Raw genomic sequence first — 14,480 nt, 5'->3', positions numbered from 1 at the left:
CATTGGGGAGGGTCCGCTACATCCGCAATTAATTCCACGCCACAATTTTCTAATGAGATTTTAATGCGCCCGGCAGTCAGCGTTGATATTTCGTGATAGGTAGCAATTGCAAATGCAATAGGCATGATGGCACAATTATTTCGGCGGTTTCGCTGTTTTCTCACACCTTATAAATCTCTCGATATGGCGGAGCAAGTCAGCGACTTCCTTATTGATCGTCTTCATCAGTGGGGTATCAGCCGCATATTTGGTTTTCCCGGTGACGGAATCAATGGTTTGATGGGTGCGCTTAACCGGGCAGAAGGCAAAATGGAATTCATCCAGGTGCGTCATGAGGAAATGGCGGCCTTCATGGCCTGCGGGCACGCCAAGTTCACCGGGGAGGTCGGGGTCTGTATGGCGACGTCCGGGCCGGGCGCGATACATCTTCTCAACGGGCTGTACGACGCTAAAATGGATCATCAGCCGGTGGTGGCGATAGTCGGGCAGCAGGCGCGGATGGCGATGGGCGGCAGCTATCAGCAGGAAGTAGATCTCCTCTCCCTTTATAAAGATGTAGCGCATGAATACGTGCATATGATCACATCGCCTGCGCAGGCGAGGCATGTGATCGATCGTGCAGTGCGTATTGCAAAGGCTGAAAGGACGGTGACCTGTATAATAGTTCCAAACGATGTGCAGGAGCTGAAGGCTGCTCAACCGCCCATGAAGCATGGCAGCGTACGTACCGGAGTAGGTCATGCAAAATTGAGCATGATACCGCCGGCGTCTGAATTGCAAAGGGCTGCGGATATTCTCAACGCAGGTAAAAAAGTTGCGATCCTCGTCGGCGCGGGTGCTTTACAGGCGGCCGATGAGGTGATGGATATCGCCGAAGCGCTGGGGGCAGGCGTTGCCAAAGCTTTGTTAGGCAGGGCTGTACTACCGGACGACCTGCCCTATGTGACGGGATCGATCGGGTTGCTGGGGACGAGACCGAGCTGGGAGCTGATGCGTGACTGTGATACGCTGCTGATGATCGGCAGCAGCTTCCCGTACAGTGAGTTTCTGCCAGAGGATGGCCAGGCGAGAGGTGTGCAGATCGATATCGATGCCAAAATGCTGAGTCTTCGTTATCCGATGGAAGTGAACCTGATCGGCGATAGCAGGGAAACGCTGCAGGCGCTGCTGCCCCTGATCGAACATAAAGAGGATCGGGCATGGAGAAAGACCATCGAAGAGAATATACGCGATTGGTGGAAGGTGGTGGAGGCCAGGGCCATGAATGATGCTAAGCCGATCAATCCCCAGCGCGTATTTTGGGAGCTTTCCCCGCTGCTGCCGGACAACTGTATCCTGACCTCGGATTCAGGATCCTCCGCCAACTGGTTCGCGAGGAACCTAAAGATCAGAAAGGGTATGATGGCGACGCTTTCGGGTAATCTTGCCACCATGTGTCCGGGTGTACCCTATGCCATTGCCGCCAAATTCGCCTGGCCGGACAGAGTGGCCATTGCGCTGGTAGGCGATGGCGCTATGCAGATGCTGGGCAACAACGGGCTGATCACGATAGCAAAATACTGGCAGCAGTGGAGCGATCCGCGGCTGGTCATACTCGTCCTGAACAATGGCGATCTGAATCAAGTGACCTGGGAACAGCGCGTTATGGTAGGGGATCCGAAATTCGAGGCGTCGCAGAATATTCCCGACTTTCCCTATGCCCGTTATGCGGAGATACTCGATCTGAAGGGGGTAAAGGTCGACCGCGCGGATCAGCTGTCGGATGCCTGGAAGGAGGTGTTGTCGGCCAACCGGCCGGCAGTCCTGGAAGTGCTTGTCGATCCCGATGTTCCGACAACTCCACCGCATATCACCTTCGATCAGATGGTGAAGTTTAGCAAGACATTATGGAAGGGCGATCCGGATGAATCGGGGATTATAAAAGGTGCTTTCCGGGATATTCTTGAAAATATTCTTCCTCATAAAGCGTAATGCCGATGCCGGATGCGATACAGAATATGGTTATCTCCGCCTACCGCATTCCCACCGAATCTTTGGAATCGGATGGCACGCTGGAATGGGATAGCACAACGTTGGTGCTTGTTGAAGTGGAAGGATGTGGTAATAAAGGGCTTGGTTATACCTATGGAGATGCGTGCATCGGCGATTTCATCGACAGACGGTTGAAGCCCCGCGTCATCGGAAAACATCCTTTCGATATCGGTGGTATCGTGGCGGACTTATCGGCGTCGGTCCGTAATGAAGGACAACCGGGGCTGAGCCGAATGGCCATTTCCGCTGTTGATTCGGCTCTATGGGACATCAAGGCAAAGATACTGGGCCTCCCGCTTTGCAGGTTGATCGGCATGGTGAGAGAGCAGGCAATGGTGTACGCCAGCGGTGGTTTCACTTCGTATACCGATGAAAGGCTGGCCGGCCAGCTGGGAGAGTGGGCGAGCGAAGGCTTTCAGTACGTAAAGATGAAGGTTGGTCGCCAGCCGGAGTCGGACGTTTGCCGCGTGGGAAGAGCCCGGGAAGCCATCGGACCGAATGTCAGCCTTTTCATCGACGCAAACGGCGCCTATCAGAAGAGGACGGCGATGGAACAGGCGTATCAGTTTGCGCGGTACAGTGTTTCCTGGTTCGAGGAGCCGGTATCGTCAGATGACCTTGCAGGGCTTCGGGAAATGCGGGAGAACGCTCCCGCTGCAATGAGAGTCGCGGCGGGAGAATATGCCTATACCGGGGACGACTTTCTGCGTCTTCTACAGACGCAGGCCGTGGACGTGCTGCAGGCCGATGCGACCCGGTGCGGCGGGATTACAGGGCTGCTGGAGGCCGGATGCCTCTCTGAAGCTTTTCATACGCCCTTCTCCTTTCATTGCGCGCCAGCATTGCATTTACATGCGGCCTTGTGTATTCCGGCCTTTTTTATCGGCGAATTCTTTTATGATCATGTACGGATAGAGCGACTGTTGTTCGATGGGGCAGGAAGTCCGGTAAAGGGTATGTTGTCGCCCGACCTGTCGTCGCCAGGACTCGGATTGACCTTTAAGACTCAGGACGCCGCCGCGTACAGAATAAAATAAACTACAATATATGTCCACTTCTTCTCTGGAGAAAGAGCTGCAGGAATGTATAAAGGGCGAAGTGAGGTTCGACACAGGTAGCCGGGCAGCCTATGCCACGGACGGTTCCAATTACCGGCAGGTACCTATCGGAGTTGTTTTACCGAAGTCGAAAGAAGATATTCTCTTGACCGTGCAGGTATGCCGCAAACATGGTGTACCCATCCTGTCCCGTGGCGGCGGGACAAGCCTGGCGGGACAGTGCTGCAACGTAGCCGTTGTTATGGACATGTCCAAATACTACAACCAGGTATTGCAGATCGAGGCAGACCGGCAGCTTGTCAGGGTGCAGCCGGGCATTGTGCTGGATACAATGAAGAAGCAAACCGAGAAAGAGCATGAGCTGACGTTCGGACCAGACCCGGCAACCCACAGTCATTGCACCATTGGCGGCATGATGGGGAATAACTCCTGTGGTGCACATTCAGTGATGGCGGAGAATTTTGGACCGGGTTCCCGGGTATCCGATAATACCGATCGGCTAACGCTGCTGACCTACGACGGGCTTATCATGGATGTCGGTCCTACCTCCGAGGAAGAGTTGACGGCCTATATCGCGGAAGGCGGACGAAAAGGAGAGATCTACCGGCGACTGAAAGAGCTGAGGGATAAATATGCTTCCCTGATCCGCGAACGTTTTCCGCAGATTCCCCGGCGAGTATCGGGATACAACCTGGACGAGCTGCTGCCGGAAAAAGGTTTCAATGTTGCCCGCGCGCTCGTGGGCACGGAAGGCACTTGTGTGGTCATCCTGGACGCCACCTTGAAGCTGATGCCGCGGCCGAAAGCCCGGAGCCTGCTGGTGCTGGGTTATCCCGATGTGTACAGTGCGGGACGGCATGCGCCGGTGGCTATGCGGCATAAGCCGATCGCCTTGGAAGGCATCGATGACCAGCTACTGGATTTTATGGAGAAAAAGGACTTCATACCAAAGACCTTACGCTATTGCCTGACGGCAAGGGCTGGTTGCTGGTGGAATTCAGCGGCAATACGAAGCAGCAAGCGGACGAAAAGGCGCACGGACTGATGGCCGAACTGGCAAAAGAGAATGAGCATCCTGCTATGAAATTATTCGATGATCCTGCACAGGAGAAGCTGCTGTGGGAGATCCGCGAGTCCGGACTTGGCGCGACCGCGTTCGTGCCGGGAATGAAGCTTGCCTGGCCAGGCTGGGAGGATTCCGCGGTACATCCCGATAACGTCGGTGATTATTTGCAGGATCTGCGGAAGCTGTTCGATAAATTCGGCTATAAAGCGTCGTTATATGGACATTTTGGTCAGGGCTGCATTCATTGCCGGATCGACTTTGATCTGTTCACAAAAGAGGGACTTGAGACATACCGGGCTTTTACGAAGGAGGCGGCTGCACTGGTGGTAAAATACAAGGGATCGCTGTCCGGCGAACATGGCGATGGCCAGGCACGCGCGGACCTGCTGGAGATGATGTATGGAGCGCAGCTGATGGAAGCGTTCCGGGAATTCAAGCGGATCTGGGATCCGCAATGGAAAATGAATCCCGGAAAGGTAATCGACGCCTATGGCCAGACGGCTCATCTGCGCCTTGGTACCGACTACGCACCTCCGGCGTTGTCCACTCATTTTAGCTTCGAAGAAGATGAGGGAAGTTTTGCCCATGCTACGCTTCGCTGCGTAGGAGTAGGAAAATGCCGCCGCCAGGAATCAGGCACCATGTGTCCGAGCTATATGGTGACGCGCGAAGAAGAGCATTCGACGAGGGGAAGAACGCACCTATTGTTCGAGATGCTCCGTGGGGAAGAAATAAAGGCCGGATGGAAGAGCAGAGAGGTAAAGAACGCATTGGACCTTTGCCTGGCCTGCAAGGGATGCAAGGGAGAATGCCCTGTGAACGTAGATATGGCGACCTATAAGTCCGAATTTCTTTCCCATTACTACAAGGGGCGGCTGAGACCACGTTCCGCATATGCCTTTGGATGGATATACTGGTGGGCGCGGGCGGCAGCTTTCACACCGCGGGTGGTGAATTTTTTCACTCGCAACCCTATCACCGGGCCGATCGCGAAAAAGCTTGCTGGGGTCGACCAAAAACGGACTATTCCCGCCTTTGCCCGGCTGACTTTCCGGGACTGGTTCGGGACGCGAGCCCTCTCTTTGCCGAGCGGCGCCGGCAACGCGGAGCGGCCTAAAGTGATCCTGTGGGCAGACACATTTAATAACTTCTTTCTGCCCGAGACGCTCGTCGCGGCAACGGAAGTGCTGGAAGCTGCGGGATTCCGGGTGGTGGTTCCGCGGCAGATGCTGTGCTGCGGACGGCCGCTGTATGATTTTGGAATGCTGACGACCGCCAAACGCCTGTTAAAGGAGATCCTGTCCGCGCTGAGAGAAGAGATTCGCGATGGAGTGCCGATCGTTGGCCTGGAGCCCAGTTGCGTAGCTGTCTTTCGGGACGAGCTGACGGGCCTGATTCCGCATGACGAAGATGCCAGACGGCTGAAGCAGCAGGTTTTCACGTTGGCGGAATTTCTGATAAAAAAGGCTCCGGATTTTGCGGTGCCGCATCTTCCCGCCAGGGCGCTTGTACATGTTCATTGTCATCACAAGTCAGTGCTGGGGAAAGAAAGCGAAGAAGCGCTGTTCAACAGGATGAAGCTCGACCATACCGTGCTGGATTCCGGCTGCTGTGGCATGGCGGGCTATTTCGGGTACGAGTCGGGCAAACATTATGAGGTCGGTTTGGCAGCGGGCGAGCGAGTATTGCTGCCTGCCGTTCGCCAGGCCGATGCAGCAACGATAATTATCGCAGACGGATTCAGCTGCCGGGAGCAGATCGAACAGGGCACGGATCGCAAGGGACTGCATACGGCCCAGGTACTGCAAATGGCGTTGAGGCAGGAGAGCGGCCATCTGCGTTATCCGGAGGAAAAATATGTCGATGCGATGAAGCTGAGGGATCCGAAGGCGCGGAAAAAGACGACGCTCGTTCTGGTGGCCGTCGGAGCGATCGCATTGACGGCGCTGCTGGTGGTGGGTCGGAAACGGAATTAATTTAGAATATAATATAAATCCAGTGTTATGCAGGTAGGCAAGAAAATATGGGCTATTGCGGAAGGTTATATCCCGGGATGGAGCCACGGCCCGGCCCCGGTCCTGACAAGCCACGAGGCGGCATGCATACTGAATGCAGGAGACAAAGAAGCGAATATCTCGCTGACGATCTATTTTGCCGACCGCCCTCCGGCTGGCCCTTACAGGATACAGGTTGCGGCTGAACGGACGCTGCACCTCCGGTTCAACGACCTTTCGGACCCGGAAAAGATCCCTGTGGAGACGCCGTATTCAAGCCTGCTTATTTCCGACGTACCGGTCGTCATCCAGTTCACGCGGCTGGATTCGCGCCAGGAGGCTAACGCGCTGGTAACGACTATTGCCTATGCCGAGTGACGAGACCATATGGTATCTTATGAATATCCCTTTGCCGCCCATGTTCCATCCTTCGTCGCCGGAAGGAAGTCTCATCGGTAAGTTGGGAAATGGATTTTTGATCGCGGCCACCGCCGTGACAATACTGGTCATCGGATTGACCATCGGGATCATCCGGAAATACCGGCAGTCGAAAAATGACGGCGAGCCGTCGCAAACACCCGGGAACCGCCGGCTTGAGATACCCATGATCGGGGTGCCGCTGTTACTGGTAACTGTTTTCTTTGCCTGGTCCATGCGCACGATGAATGCGGTCCAGCCCGGTGCCGGGGACCATCCACCGGACGTGATCATCACGGGTCATCAGTGGTATTGGGAAGTAGTTTACCCTTCAGCATCGGTGATCACGGCTAACGAAGTCCATTTACCCGTCGGCCGGAGGCTGTTATTGCAATTGAATAGCGGCGATGTGATTCATGACTGGTGGGTGCCTGCCCTTGGAGGAAAAATGGATATGATCCCCGGAACCGACAACCATCTGTGGCTTACCATCCGGGATACGGGCGTCTTTGATGGGGCGTGCAGTGAATTCTGCGGGCAGCAGCACGCCTGGATGCGGATAAAGGTGATCGCCCAGCCTCCTGAGCAATTCGATCGCTGGCTGGCTTCACAATCCGCGCCGGCGCAGGCGCCCGCGGGCCGGTTCGCCGGCTTCGGGCAGTCGTTGTTCCTGTCGGCCTCCTGTGCGAGCTGTCACCGGATAAAAGGGACCGGCGCCAACGGCCGGGCTGGACCTGATCTTACGCATTTGGCTGAACGGGGCACACTGCTGGCAGGAAGAATGGTCAACGATTCGGCGAACCTCGTCGCATGGTTGACCGATCCTCAGAAGATCAAACCCGGCGCCCGGATGCCGCGATTTATCCTGGCCCGGGACAGCATTGACGCGTTGGCTGCCTATTTAACTCATTTACAATAAGCGATGATCAGTGAATCTACACCGGCTCCCGAACGATCGATCCCGGATCTTAGCATCAGCAGCTCTCAGGGGCTGCTGCAATGGCTGTCTTCCGTCGACCACAAGCAAATTGGCATTCTCTACCTTTGGTTGTCAGCCCTATTCCTTTTGCTGGGCGGCGCAGCGATCCTGCTGGTTCGCACGCAGCTGATCGTGCCGGACAATCATTTTCTTTCTCCGGAAGCTTATAATCAGCTATTCACAATGCATGGGACGACCATGATCTTTTTCGTGCTGACGCCGGCGATCTTCGGCTTCTCCACTTATCTCATTCCCCTGATGATCGGTGCGAACGATATGGCTTTCCCCCGGCTGAACGCATTCAGTCTATGGATAACATTTTTCGGAGGCTGTCTGTTATATTTCAGCTTTCTGGCAGGTGGTGCACCTGACGCCGGATGGTTTAACTACGCTCCATTGAACGAGTATAATTATTCCTCTTCGCAGGGCATCGATTATTACTGTATAGGACTGCTTCTTGGTGGGATCGGAACCGTCTCCGCCTCGATCAATTTTATCGTCACTATTCTTTGCGGACGGATTCCTTCAATGGGGTTACGGAGGCTTCCACTATTTGTATGGATGGTGCTGATCAACTCCTTCCTGGTGATCGCCTCATTCCCTTCTCTCAATGCGGCGCTTGTCATGCTATTGCTGGACCGGCAACTGCATGCGCACTTTTTGACCTGACCGGCGGCGGGTCTGCCATTCTCTGGCAGCACCTTTTCTGGCTTTTTGGGCATCCGGAAGTCTATATTCTCATCCTGCCGGTATTCGGGATCTTTTCGGAAGTGTTCCCCGTCTTCAGCAGGCGGCCCATTTTTGGATATGGCACCCTGGTCGGCTCGGGCATCGCCATTGCGCTGCTGGCATTCGGAGTGTGGGTACACCATATGTTTGCCACCGGCCTGGGAAATACGGTAAATGGCTTTTTTCAGCCAGCAGCCTGGTCATCGGGGTGCCGACAGGGGTGAAGATCTTTAACTGGCTGGCGACCATGCACCGGGGAAGTATCCGCATGACCGTACCGATGCTTTTTGCCATCGCCTTCCTTATCGAGTTCACCATCGGCGGCCTCAGCGGTATATCGTTTGCCCTGGCGCCGATCGACTGGCAGTTGACGGACACTTATTATGTCGTGGCCCACCTGCATTTTGTTTTTATCGGCGGCTCGCTGTTCGGCCTATTTTCCGGACTCTTTTACTGGCTGCCGAAGATCAGCGGCCGCCGACCGGATCAGCGGTTATCGAAGTTGTTTTTCTGGCTGTTCGTCATCGGTTTTAACCTGACCTTTTTGATCCAGCACGCGCTGGGCGCAATGGGAATGCCGAGAAGGGTATACACCTACCCGGACCTTCCGGGCTGGGCGATCGCCAACCAAATTTCAACGATAGGTGGTTATCTGATGGCGGCATCAGTGGCCTTGCTTGTGTACGTCATCATTAACTGCATTCGTAGGGGAGCGGCAGCAGGCGATGATCCATGGGACGCAAATACCCTCGAATGGACAACGGCTTCCCCGCCCCCGTTGAGGAATTTTACCACAGTGATACCGGTCAGGAGCAATCGCCCATTCAGGGATTACAAGCGGCCGCAGGACGCCCCGAAAGATCGGGTCGGGGCGGCAGCCGTACGGCGCATAGAGGCTTATCCGCTGATGATGCGGCTGGTGATAGGAACGGAAGCGGTCTTCTTTGTCTGTCTGATCATGGCCTATGTCTATTTTGGCTTTGACCCCGGCTATGGCGGTGCACCTTCAATGATGCTGGATATACGGTCTGCGACCATATTCAGCCTGTTGCTGTGGTCGAGCAGCTTCACCTGGTGGCGGGCGGAACGGGGATTTGCGGTGAAGAGCAATCGGCGGGGGATGGCCTGGTTGTTATCGACAATCGGCCTCGCACTGGTATTTATAGTTGGACAGGCAAAAGAATACGTCCGTTTGTTACATCAACGACACGTGACATTGAGCAGCGGGATCTTTGGATCGACTTTTTTACGCTGACCGGATTTCACGGGTTGCATGTACTGGTTGGCATAGTACTAATGATCATTGTGCTGCGCCGGGTAAGAAGACGGCCTGCGTTTGCTGTCTCGTCGCCTGCGATCCGGTCGATCGGCATTTATTGGCATTTCGTGGACGCCGTATGGCTGATCGTTTTTCTGGTAGTATACCTTGCCCCTCATCTTTCAAAACAAATGCAATGATAGCCGATTATCCGATGAGCATGCACATGGTCCTTGACATTCTGCTAATGTTGGTCTGCGGCCCGTTGCTGGTCGCTGGTCTTCCCTATCGCCCGGGCCGTCGCGAGCGGATGCGCCTGTTTTGCAGATTCCTGTCGCGACATGCGTGGCTGGGTTGGATGGGCGGAACCATCACGATGTGGTTTTGGCATATTCCGGCGATACATCAATGGACGATGACAGCGGAACACAGCTATAGTTATTTACCTCTCGTCCGGGCGCCGGCGCTGCTTGCAGGCGGGATGCTATTCGGCCGGCCACTCGTCGGACCGGAAGCTCAATTCAGGATCGACCCGCTGTCGGGGGTCATCTATCTGGCAACGGCCTGCGTCAGTTGCTCGATCATGGGCTTGCTGATGACTTTTGCACCGAAGGAGGTCTACCAGGATATGACAAGACAAGACATACAAAACCGCAGGGCTGCTGATGTGGGTGCCCGGCTGCGGCATCTATCTCATAGGTTGTCTGCTCCTGATGAGACGATGGCTTCGGCAGGAACCCGACCCTACCTCTTATACATAAATTGACGGACTATGACATACGAAAAAGGATCAGAAAATAAAATTCCAGCTATAACCGAAGACCAGGAAAAAGCTTTACCGGAAGAGCTGCCCCGACCGGTATACTGGCCTTTTTTCTGGCAATGGGAACGGCATTTATTTTTTGGGGGTTGCTTACGATGTGGGTGATACTCGTCGCGGGCAGCGGGATCGCCATTGTCGCCCTGGCGGGATGGATCAAAATACTCAACCATGAAAAAAATTGAGGACGGAGAGACGCGAAGAAGGTTCCTGGTAAGGCTGGCCCTCGGACTGAGCGGCCTTTCCGCCATTGCTGCGGGATTGCCTGTACTGGCGTCCTTTTTGCACCCCTGCTGGTAAAGGCGCCGCCTCTCTGGCGGGCAGTTGCCGACCTGGATAGCTTCATGATTGGGACTACGCGGCTCGTCAGCTTTGAGAATGCCGATCCCGAAGCCTGGTCAGGCAGAACAGCGCGCACCGCCGCATGGCTCAGGCGCGACGGGGAACATTCTTTTATCGCATTTTCGGCTAACTGTACCCACCTCGGATGTCCGGTCAGATGGGAAGAGCAAGCCAGGCTGTTCATGTGCCCCTGCCATGGCGGGGCCTATTACCCTGACGGGACCGTAGCCGCCGGACCGCCTCCAAAGCCGCTGACTCGCTACCCGGTTCGGAGAAAGAATGGAAAGATCGAGATATTAACTTCTCCCTTGCCGATAACGACGATTGGAGACTAAAGCCTCTCGTATGCCGATCATAAAAAAAATAGCAGAATGGCTGGAAGACAGGACGGGGATAGGAGATGCCATCCGTCGCCTTGCAAAGCATCCCGTGCCCCCGGGTTCGAAGTGGGCCTATGTCTTTGGCAGCGCTACTTTATTTTGTTTGGTGTTGCAGGTAATCACAGGTGTCGCCCTTTCCCTGATGTATCAGCCTTCGTCGTCGGACGCCTATCGGTCGTTGCAGTTCATTACCGACGAGGCCCGGTTCGGGCGACTGTTGCGGGGAATCCATTATTTTGGGGCTTCGGGGATGATCGTGATGGTCGGGGCCCACATGATCCGGGTATATATCATGGCTGCCTATAAGTACCCGAGAGAGATGACCTGGGTAACGGGTGTTTTTCTTTTTATCCTGACAGTAGCTATGGGATTCACGGGGCAGCTGCTGCGCTGGGATTCCAATGGAGTATGGTCTTCCGTAGTAGCGGCCGAGCAGTTGGGCAGGATACCATTGATCGGCAGACCCGCTGCCCGCCTATTGCTGGGTGGCGATACGTTGGGAAGTCATTCGCTGAGCCGATTTTTCGCCTACCATGTGTTCATTGTTCCGGCCTTTATTTTCCTGCTGGTAGGATTTCATCTTTTTCTCGTCCTCCGCAACGGGATATCTGAACCGCCGAAGGCGGAGCGGCCGGTTGACAAGCGAACCTATCGACAATGGTATAAGGATATGCTGGCGAAGGAGGGGTTCCTTTTTGGCCTTATGCCGCCTGGCGCGACCTGATCTTCGGTGCGCTGACAGTAACGGCGATCCTTTTGCTGGCGACAGTTGCCGGACCACCGCACTTGACCGAACCGCCTGATCCTTCGCTCGTTCATTCAACGCCGAGGCCCGACTGGTATATGCTGGCGATCTTTTCACTGTTTGCGCTGATGCCACACCGGATCGAATCCTATGCTATCGTTATAGGGCCTGTGCTGACGGTGATCCTCTTGTTTTCAGTTCCATTCTTTTCGAGCAAGGGTGAACGAAGCCCTATCCGCCGTCCATGGGCGATGTTCGGATCGATATGTGTGGTGGTATTCGTGTTCGGACTATTTCTGACAGGCCTGCGTTCGCCATGGTCACCTGCCTTCAATTCCCGGCCGCTGCCAGCTACGGTGGTTCGATCGGAAGATACACTGGCCATCCGGGGCGCGGTCCTCTTTTACCAGAAGGCTTGCCTCTACTGTCATAAGATCGAGGGTTACGGGGGAGCCACCGGGCCGGACCTGTCGAGAGCGGCGCTGAGGTTGTCGGCAGACCAGATGGCGCTTCGTGTGAGTCAATGGTGGCCGGAATATGCCGGCCTATGGAGGATTGATGAATAAGCAGGACCTGGCAGCAGTGGTTTCTTTTTTGGAGACAAGAAAGTAGGAATGACTCGCTCGAAGATCGACTAAAGACCAACCGTCATCTGCAAAATTTAATCATTATATTAGATATATTTACAATAATTATTGTAAAATAACAATAGCAATGATGATTCATTTCCGGCTATTATCGGTGTGTCTTTGTATGCTTGGAGTCCTCCATCTTATGGGACAAGGCCATCAGAAAGACTCTTTGCCGGGGGATTTGCTGCACAAGGACAGTATTCATATTATCGAAAACCTCCTTATCCAGCAGCAAGACCTGTTGAAGGCGGATTCTGCACTTAGAGTTCAACTCGAAGCGGAATTAAAGAAAGGCGCAGGCAACCAGTCGAAAACACGCGACCTTCAGAGCCAGTTAGCCCGTATTCTCAGCAACGATTCCATGAAGCGACTTGGTCAGCTACAGCAAATCCAGGCGTTAAAAAAATATGCCGAGGGCCATCCGGTCGTTCTTAATGAGGACACGTTATTCCTGTTGTATACAAAAATGGGATCTTTTGGGGCGGCTGAGAGGGCCGCGGCAATATCCGGCAGAATTTCAAAATTATATAGAGATTACAGTTTCAAGGCGGATTCTTTGAATTTATTAAGTACCGGGAACGGCTTCGACATTACGTATAAAAATGATCTTACGATCATGAGTGTTTCCCAGCTGGATGCGCTATGGTTCGGTTTTAGTGCAGACTCTTTGGCTTCGGCTTACCGAAAGACTATTGCAACCGAAATACTGAAACAAAAGAAGGAGAACAACCTGTATAACTGGCTCAGGAGGATTGGGTGGATGGCATTGATCCTGGTGTCGCTATCGGTGTTTATTTTCTTGATCAACAGACTGTATAGGCGGTCTGTCCATGTCATACGGGCCAACCGGGAAAGACTGGCTCACGGTCTGACCTTCCGCAAATACCGGTTGGTCACGCCCGAAAAATTGGAACATTTTCTGATCAGGGCCAGCTCCGTCGCCCGATTTATTATTATTGTTCTTGCCGCCTATATTGCCCTGCTGCTTGTATCCGGAATATTTACTGCTACCGAGAAATGGACGGCGACCCTGCTAGGATGGATATTGACACCCGCGAGGTCCGTCCTGCACAGCATAGTGCATTTTCTTCCAAATTTGTTTACGATCATTGTCATTTATTTTATTTTCCGGTACGTCATAAAAGGCATACATTATCTGTCCGGCGAAGTTGGGAAGGGTCATATGCAGATATCTGGGTTCCATCCTGAGTGGGCACAGCCAACATTCAATATCATAAAATTCTTGTTATATGCCTTCATGGCTGTGTTGATCTTTCCCTACCTACCCGGATCGGCGTCCCCTGCGTTTAAGGGCGTTTCTGTTTTTCTGGGAGTACTCGTATCCCTGGGCTCTTCTTCTGCAATCAATAATATTGTGGCGGGACTTGTTATAACCTATATGCGACCCTTCCATGTAGGGGACAGAGTACAGATAGGGGACGTGACGGGCGATGTGATTGAAAAGACTATGCTCGTGATCAGGATAAGGACGATTAAGAATGAAGATGTCACGGTACCAAATTCCGCTGTTTTATCCACCAGCAGCATCAATTTTTCGTCGTGCACGAAACCGACGGACACTGGGTTGATTCTCCATTCAACGGTTACCATCGGATATGACACCCCGTGGAAAAAATTCACGATGCTCTCATTGAGGCTGCCAAAAGGACGGAAATGACTGAAAAAACGCCCGAGCCATTTGTCCTTCAAACGAGTCTGGATGATTTTTATGTATCTTATCAAATAAATGTTTATACTAAAGAAGCCAACAGTCAGGCAAAGATCTATTCCAGTCTGCATCAAAATATTCAGGATGCATGCAACGAAGCAGGTATCGAAATCATGTCGCCACACTACAATGCGATGAGGGATGGGAACGCCACGACAATTCCTGAGGACTATTTGCCAAAAGACTATAAGGCGCCTCCATTTGCGTTCAGGCAACAGGATAACAAGCAAGAATAAACACTGTAAATTTTATTGCACGGCACTGAGATGACTTATCGAGCCGATTAGTGTTACCTTTGGC

At 53.6% G+C, this 14,480-nt stretch carries 15 protein-coding genes and 1 pseudogene; all 16 read left to right on the top strand.

Translation table 11 applies throughout. The annotated features are described in order from the left end of the window. The first annotated feature begins 183 nt into the window (after positions 1–183). A complete protein-coding gene (locus tag ACQ86N_RS30385; protein WP_431210318.1) occupies positions 184–1,971 on the top strand; it encodes a thiamine pyrophosphate-requiring protein in 1,788 nt (595 codons plus the stop codon). 5 nt (positions 1,972–1,976) lie between these two features. Beyond that, the gene (locus ACQ86N_RS30380) at positions 1,977–3,068 is read left to right on the top strand and encodes an enolase C-terminal domain-like protein (RefSeq protein ID WP_431210317.1); all 1,092 of its coding nucleotides are present in this window, start codon (positions 1,977–1,979) and stop codon (positions 3,066–3,068) included. A gap of 10 nt (positions 3,069–3,078) precedes the next feature. After that, on the top strand, positions 3,079–4,134 hold the full coding sequence (locus ACQ86N_RS30375) for an FAD-binding oxidoreductase (RefSeq protein ID WP_431210316.1): 1,056 nt from the start codon (positions 3,079–3,081) through the stop codon (positions 4,132–4,134). Then, positions 4,053–6,131 carry an FAD-binding and (Fe-S)-binding domain-containing protein gene (locus ACQ86N_RS30370; RefSeq protein ID WP_431210315.1) on the top strand — a complete coding sequence of 693 codons (2,079 nt, stop codon included), beginning with the start codon at positions 4,053–4,055 and terminating at the stop codon, positions 6,129–6,131. The genes ACQ86N_RS30375 and ACQ86N_RS30370 overlap by 82 nt, the downstream gene beginning before the upstream one ends. Before the next feature lie 27 nt (positions 6,132–6,158). Further along, positions 6,159–6,527 carry a sensory rhodopsin transducer gene (locus ACQ86N_RS30365; RefSeq protein ID WP_431210314.1) on the top strand — a complete coding sequence of 123 codons (369 nt, stop codon included), beginning with the start codon at positions 6,159–6,161 and terminating at the stop codon, positions 6,525–6,527. A gap of 19 nt (positions 6,528–6,546) precedes the next feature. After that, positions 6,547–7,485, top strand: coding sequence for a cytochrome c oxidase subunit II (gene coxB, locus ACQ86N_RS30360; protein WP_431210313.1), 939 nt, complete (start codon positions 6,547–6,549; stop codon positions 7,483–7,485). 3 nt (positions 7,486–7,488) lie between these two features. Then, on the top strand, positions 7,489–8,214 hold the full coding sequence (locus ACQ86N_RS30355) for a cbb3-type cytochrome c oxidase subunit I (protein ID WP_431210312.1): 726 nt from the start codon (positions 7,489–7,491) through the stop codon (positions 8,212–8,214). Then, positions 8,103–9,529: pseudogene (locus tag ACQ86N_RS30350) on the top strand (cbb3-type cytochrome c oxidase subunit I). The gene ACQ86N_RS30355 and the pseudogene ACQ86N_RS30350 overlap by 112 nt, the downstream one beginning before the upstream one ends. A gap of 41 nt (positions 9,530–9,570) precedes the next feature. Next, a complete protein-coding gene (locus ACQ86N_RS30345) occupies positions 9,571–9,732 on the top strand; it encodes a hypothetical protein (protein ID WP_431210311.1) in 162 nt (53 codons plus the stop codon). After that, positions 9,729–10,298 carry a cytochrome c oxidase assembly protein gene (locus ACQ86N_RS30340; protein ID WP_431210310.1) on the top strand — a complete coding sequence of 190 codons (570 nt, stop codon included), beginning with the start codon at positions 9,729–9,731 and terminating at the stop codon, positions 10,296–10,298. Before ACQ86N_RS30345 ends, ACQ86N_RS30340 begins: the two co-directional genes overlap by 4 nt. A 225-nt stretch (positions 10,299–10,523) precedes the next feature. Then, positions 10,524–10,652, top strand: coding sequence for a hypothetical protein (locus ACQ86N_RS30335; RefSeq protein WP_431210309.1), 129 nt, complete (start codon positions 10,524–10,526; stop codon positions 10,650–10,652). A 44-nt stretch (positions 10,653–10,696) separates the two neighbouring features. Further along, positions 10,697–11,029, top strand: coding sequence for a ubiquinol-cytochrome c reductase iron-sulfur subunit (locus ACQ86N_RS30330; protein WP_431210308.1), 333 nt, complete (start codon positions 10,697–10,699; stop codon positions 11,027–11,029). A gap of 10 nt (positions 11,030–11,039) precedes the next feature. Further along, a complete protein-coding gene (locus ACQ86N_RS30325; RefSeq protein ID WP_431210307.1) occupies positions 11,040–11,798 on the top strand; it encodes a cytochrome b in 759 nt (252 codons plus the stop codon). A gap of 62 nt (positions 11,799–11,860) precedes the next feature. Then, positions 11,861–12,385, top strand: a complete 525-nt coding sequence (locus tag ACQ86N_RS30320; protein WP_431210306.1) for a c-type cytochrome — start codon at positions 11,861–11,863, stop codon at positions 12,383–12,385. Positions 12,386–12,593: 208 nt separating this feature from the next. Further along, positions 12,594–14,129, top strand: a complete 1,536-nt coding sequence (locus ACQ86N_RS30315) for a mechanosensitive ion channel family protein (protein WP_431210305.1) — start codon at positions 12,594–12,596, stop codon at positions 14,127–14,129. Next, entirely contained in the window at positions 14,126–14,416 is a 291-nt protein-coding gene (locus ACQ86N_RS30310) for a hypothetical protein (protein WP_431210304.1), read from the top strand. Before ACQ86N_RS30315 ends, ACQ86N_RS30310 begins: the two co-directional genes overlap by 4 nt. Positions 14,417–14,480 lie beyond the last annotated feature (64 nt).

The organism is Puia sp. P3, from assembly GCF_050632245.1.
Taxonomy (GTDB): domain Bacteria; phylum Bacteroidota; class Bacteroidia; order Chitinophagales; family Chitinophagaceae; genus Puia.
This window is presented reverse-complemented; position numbering and strand designations above follow the sequence as displayed.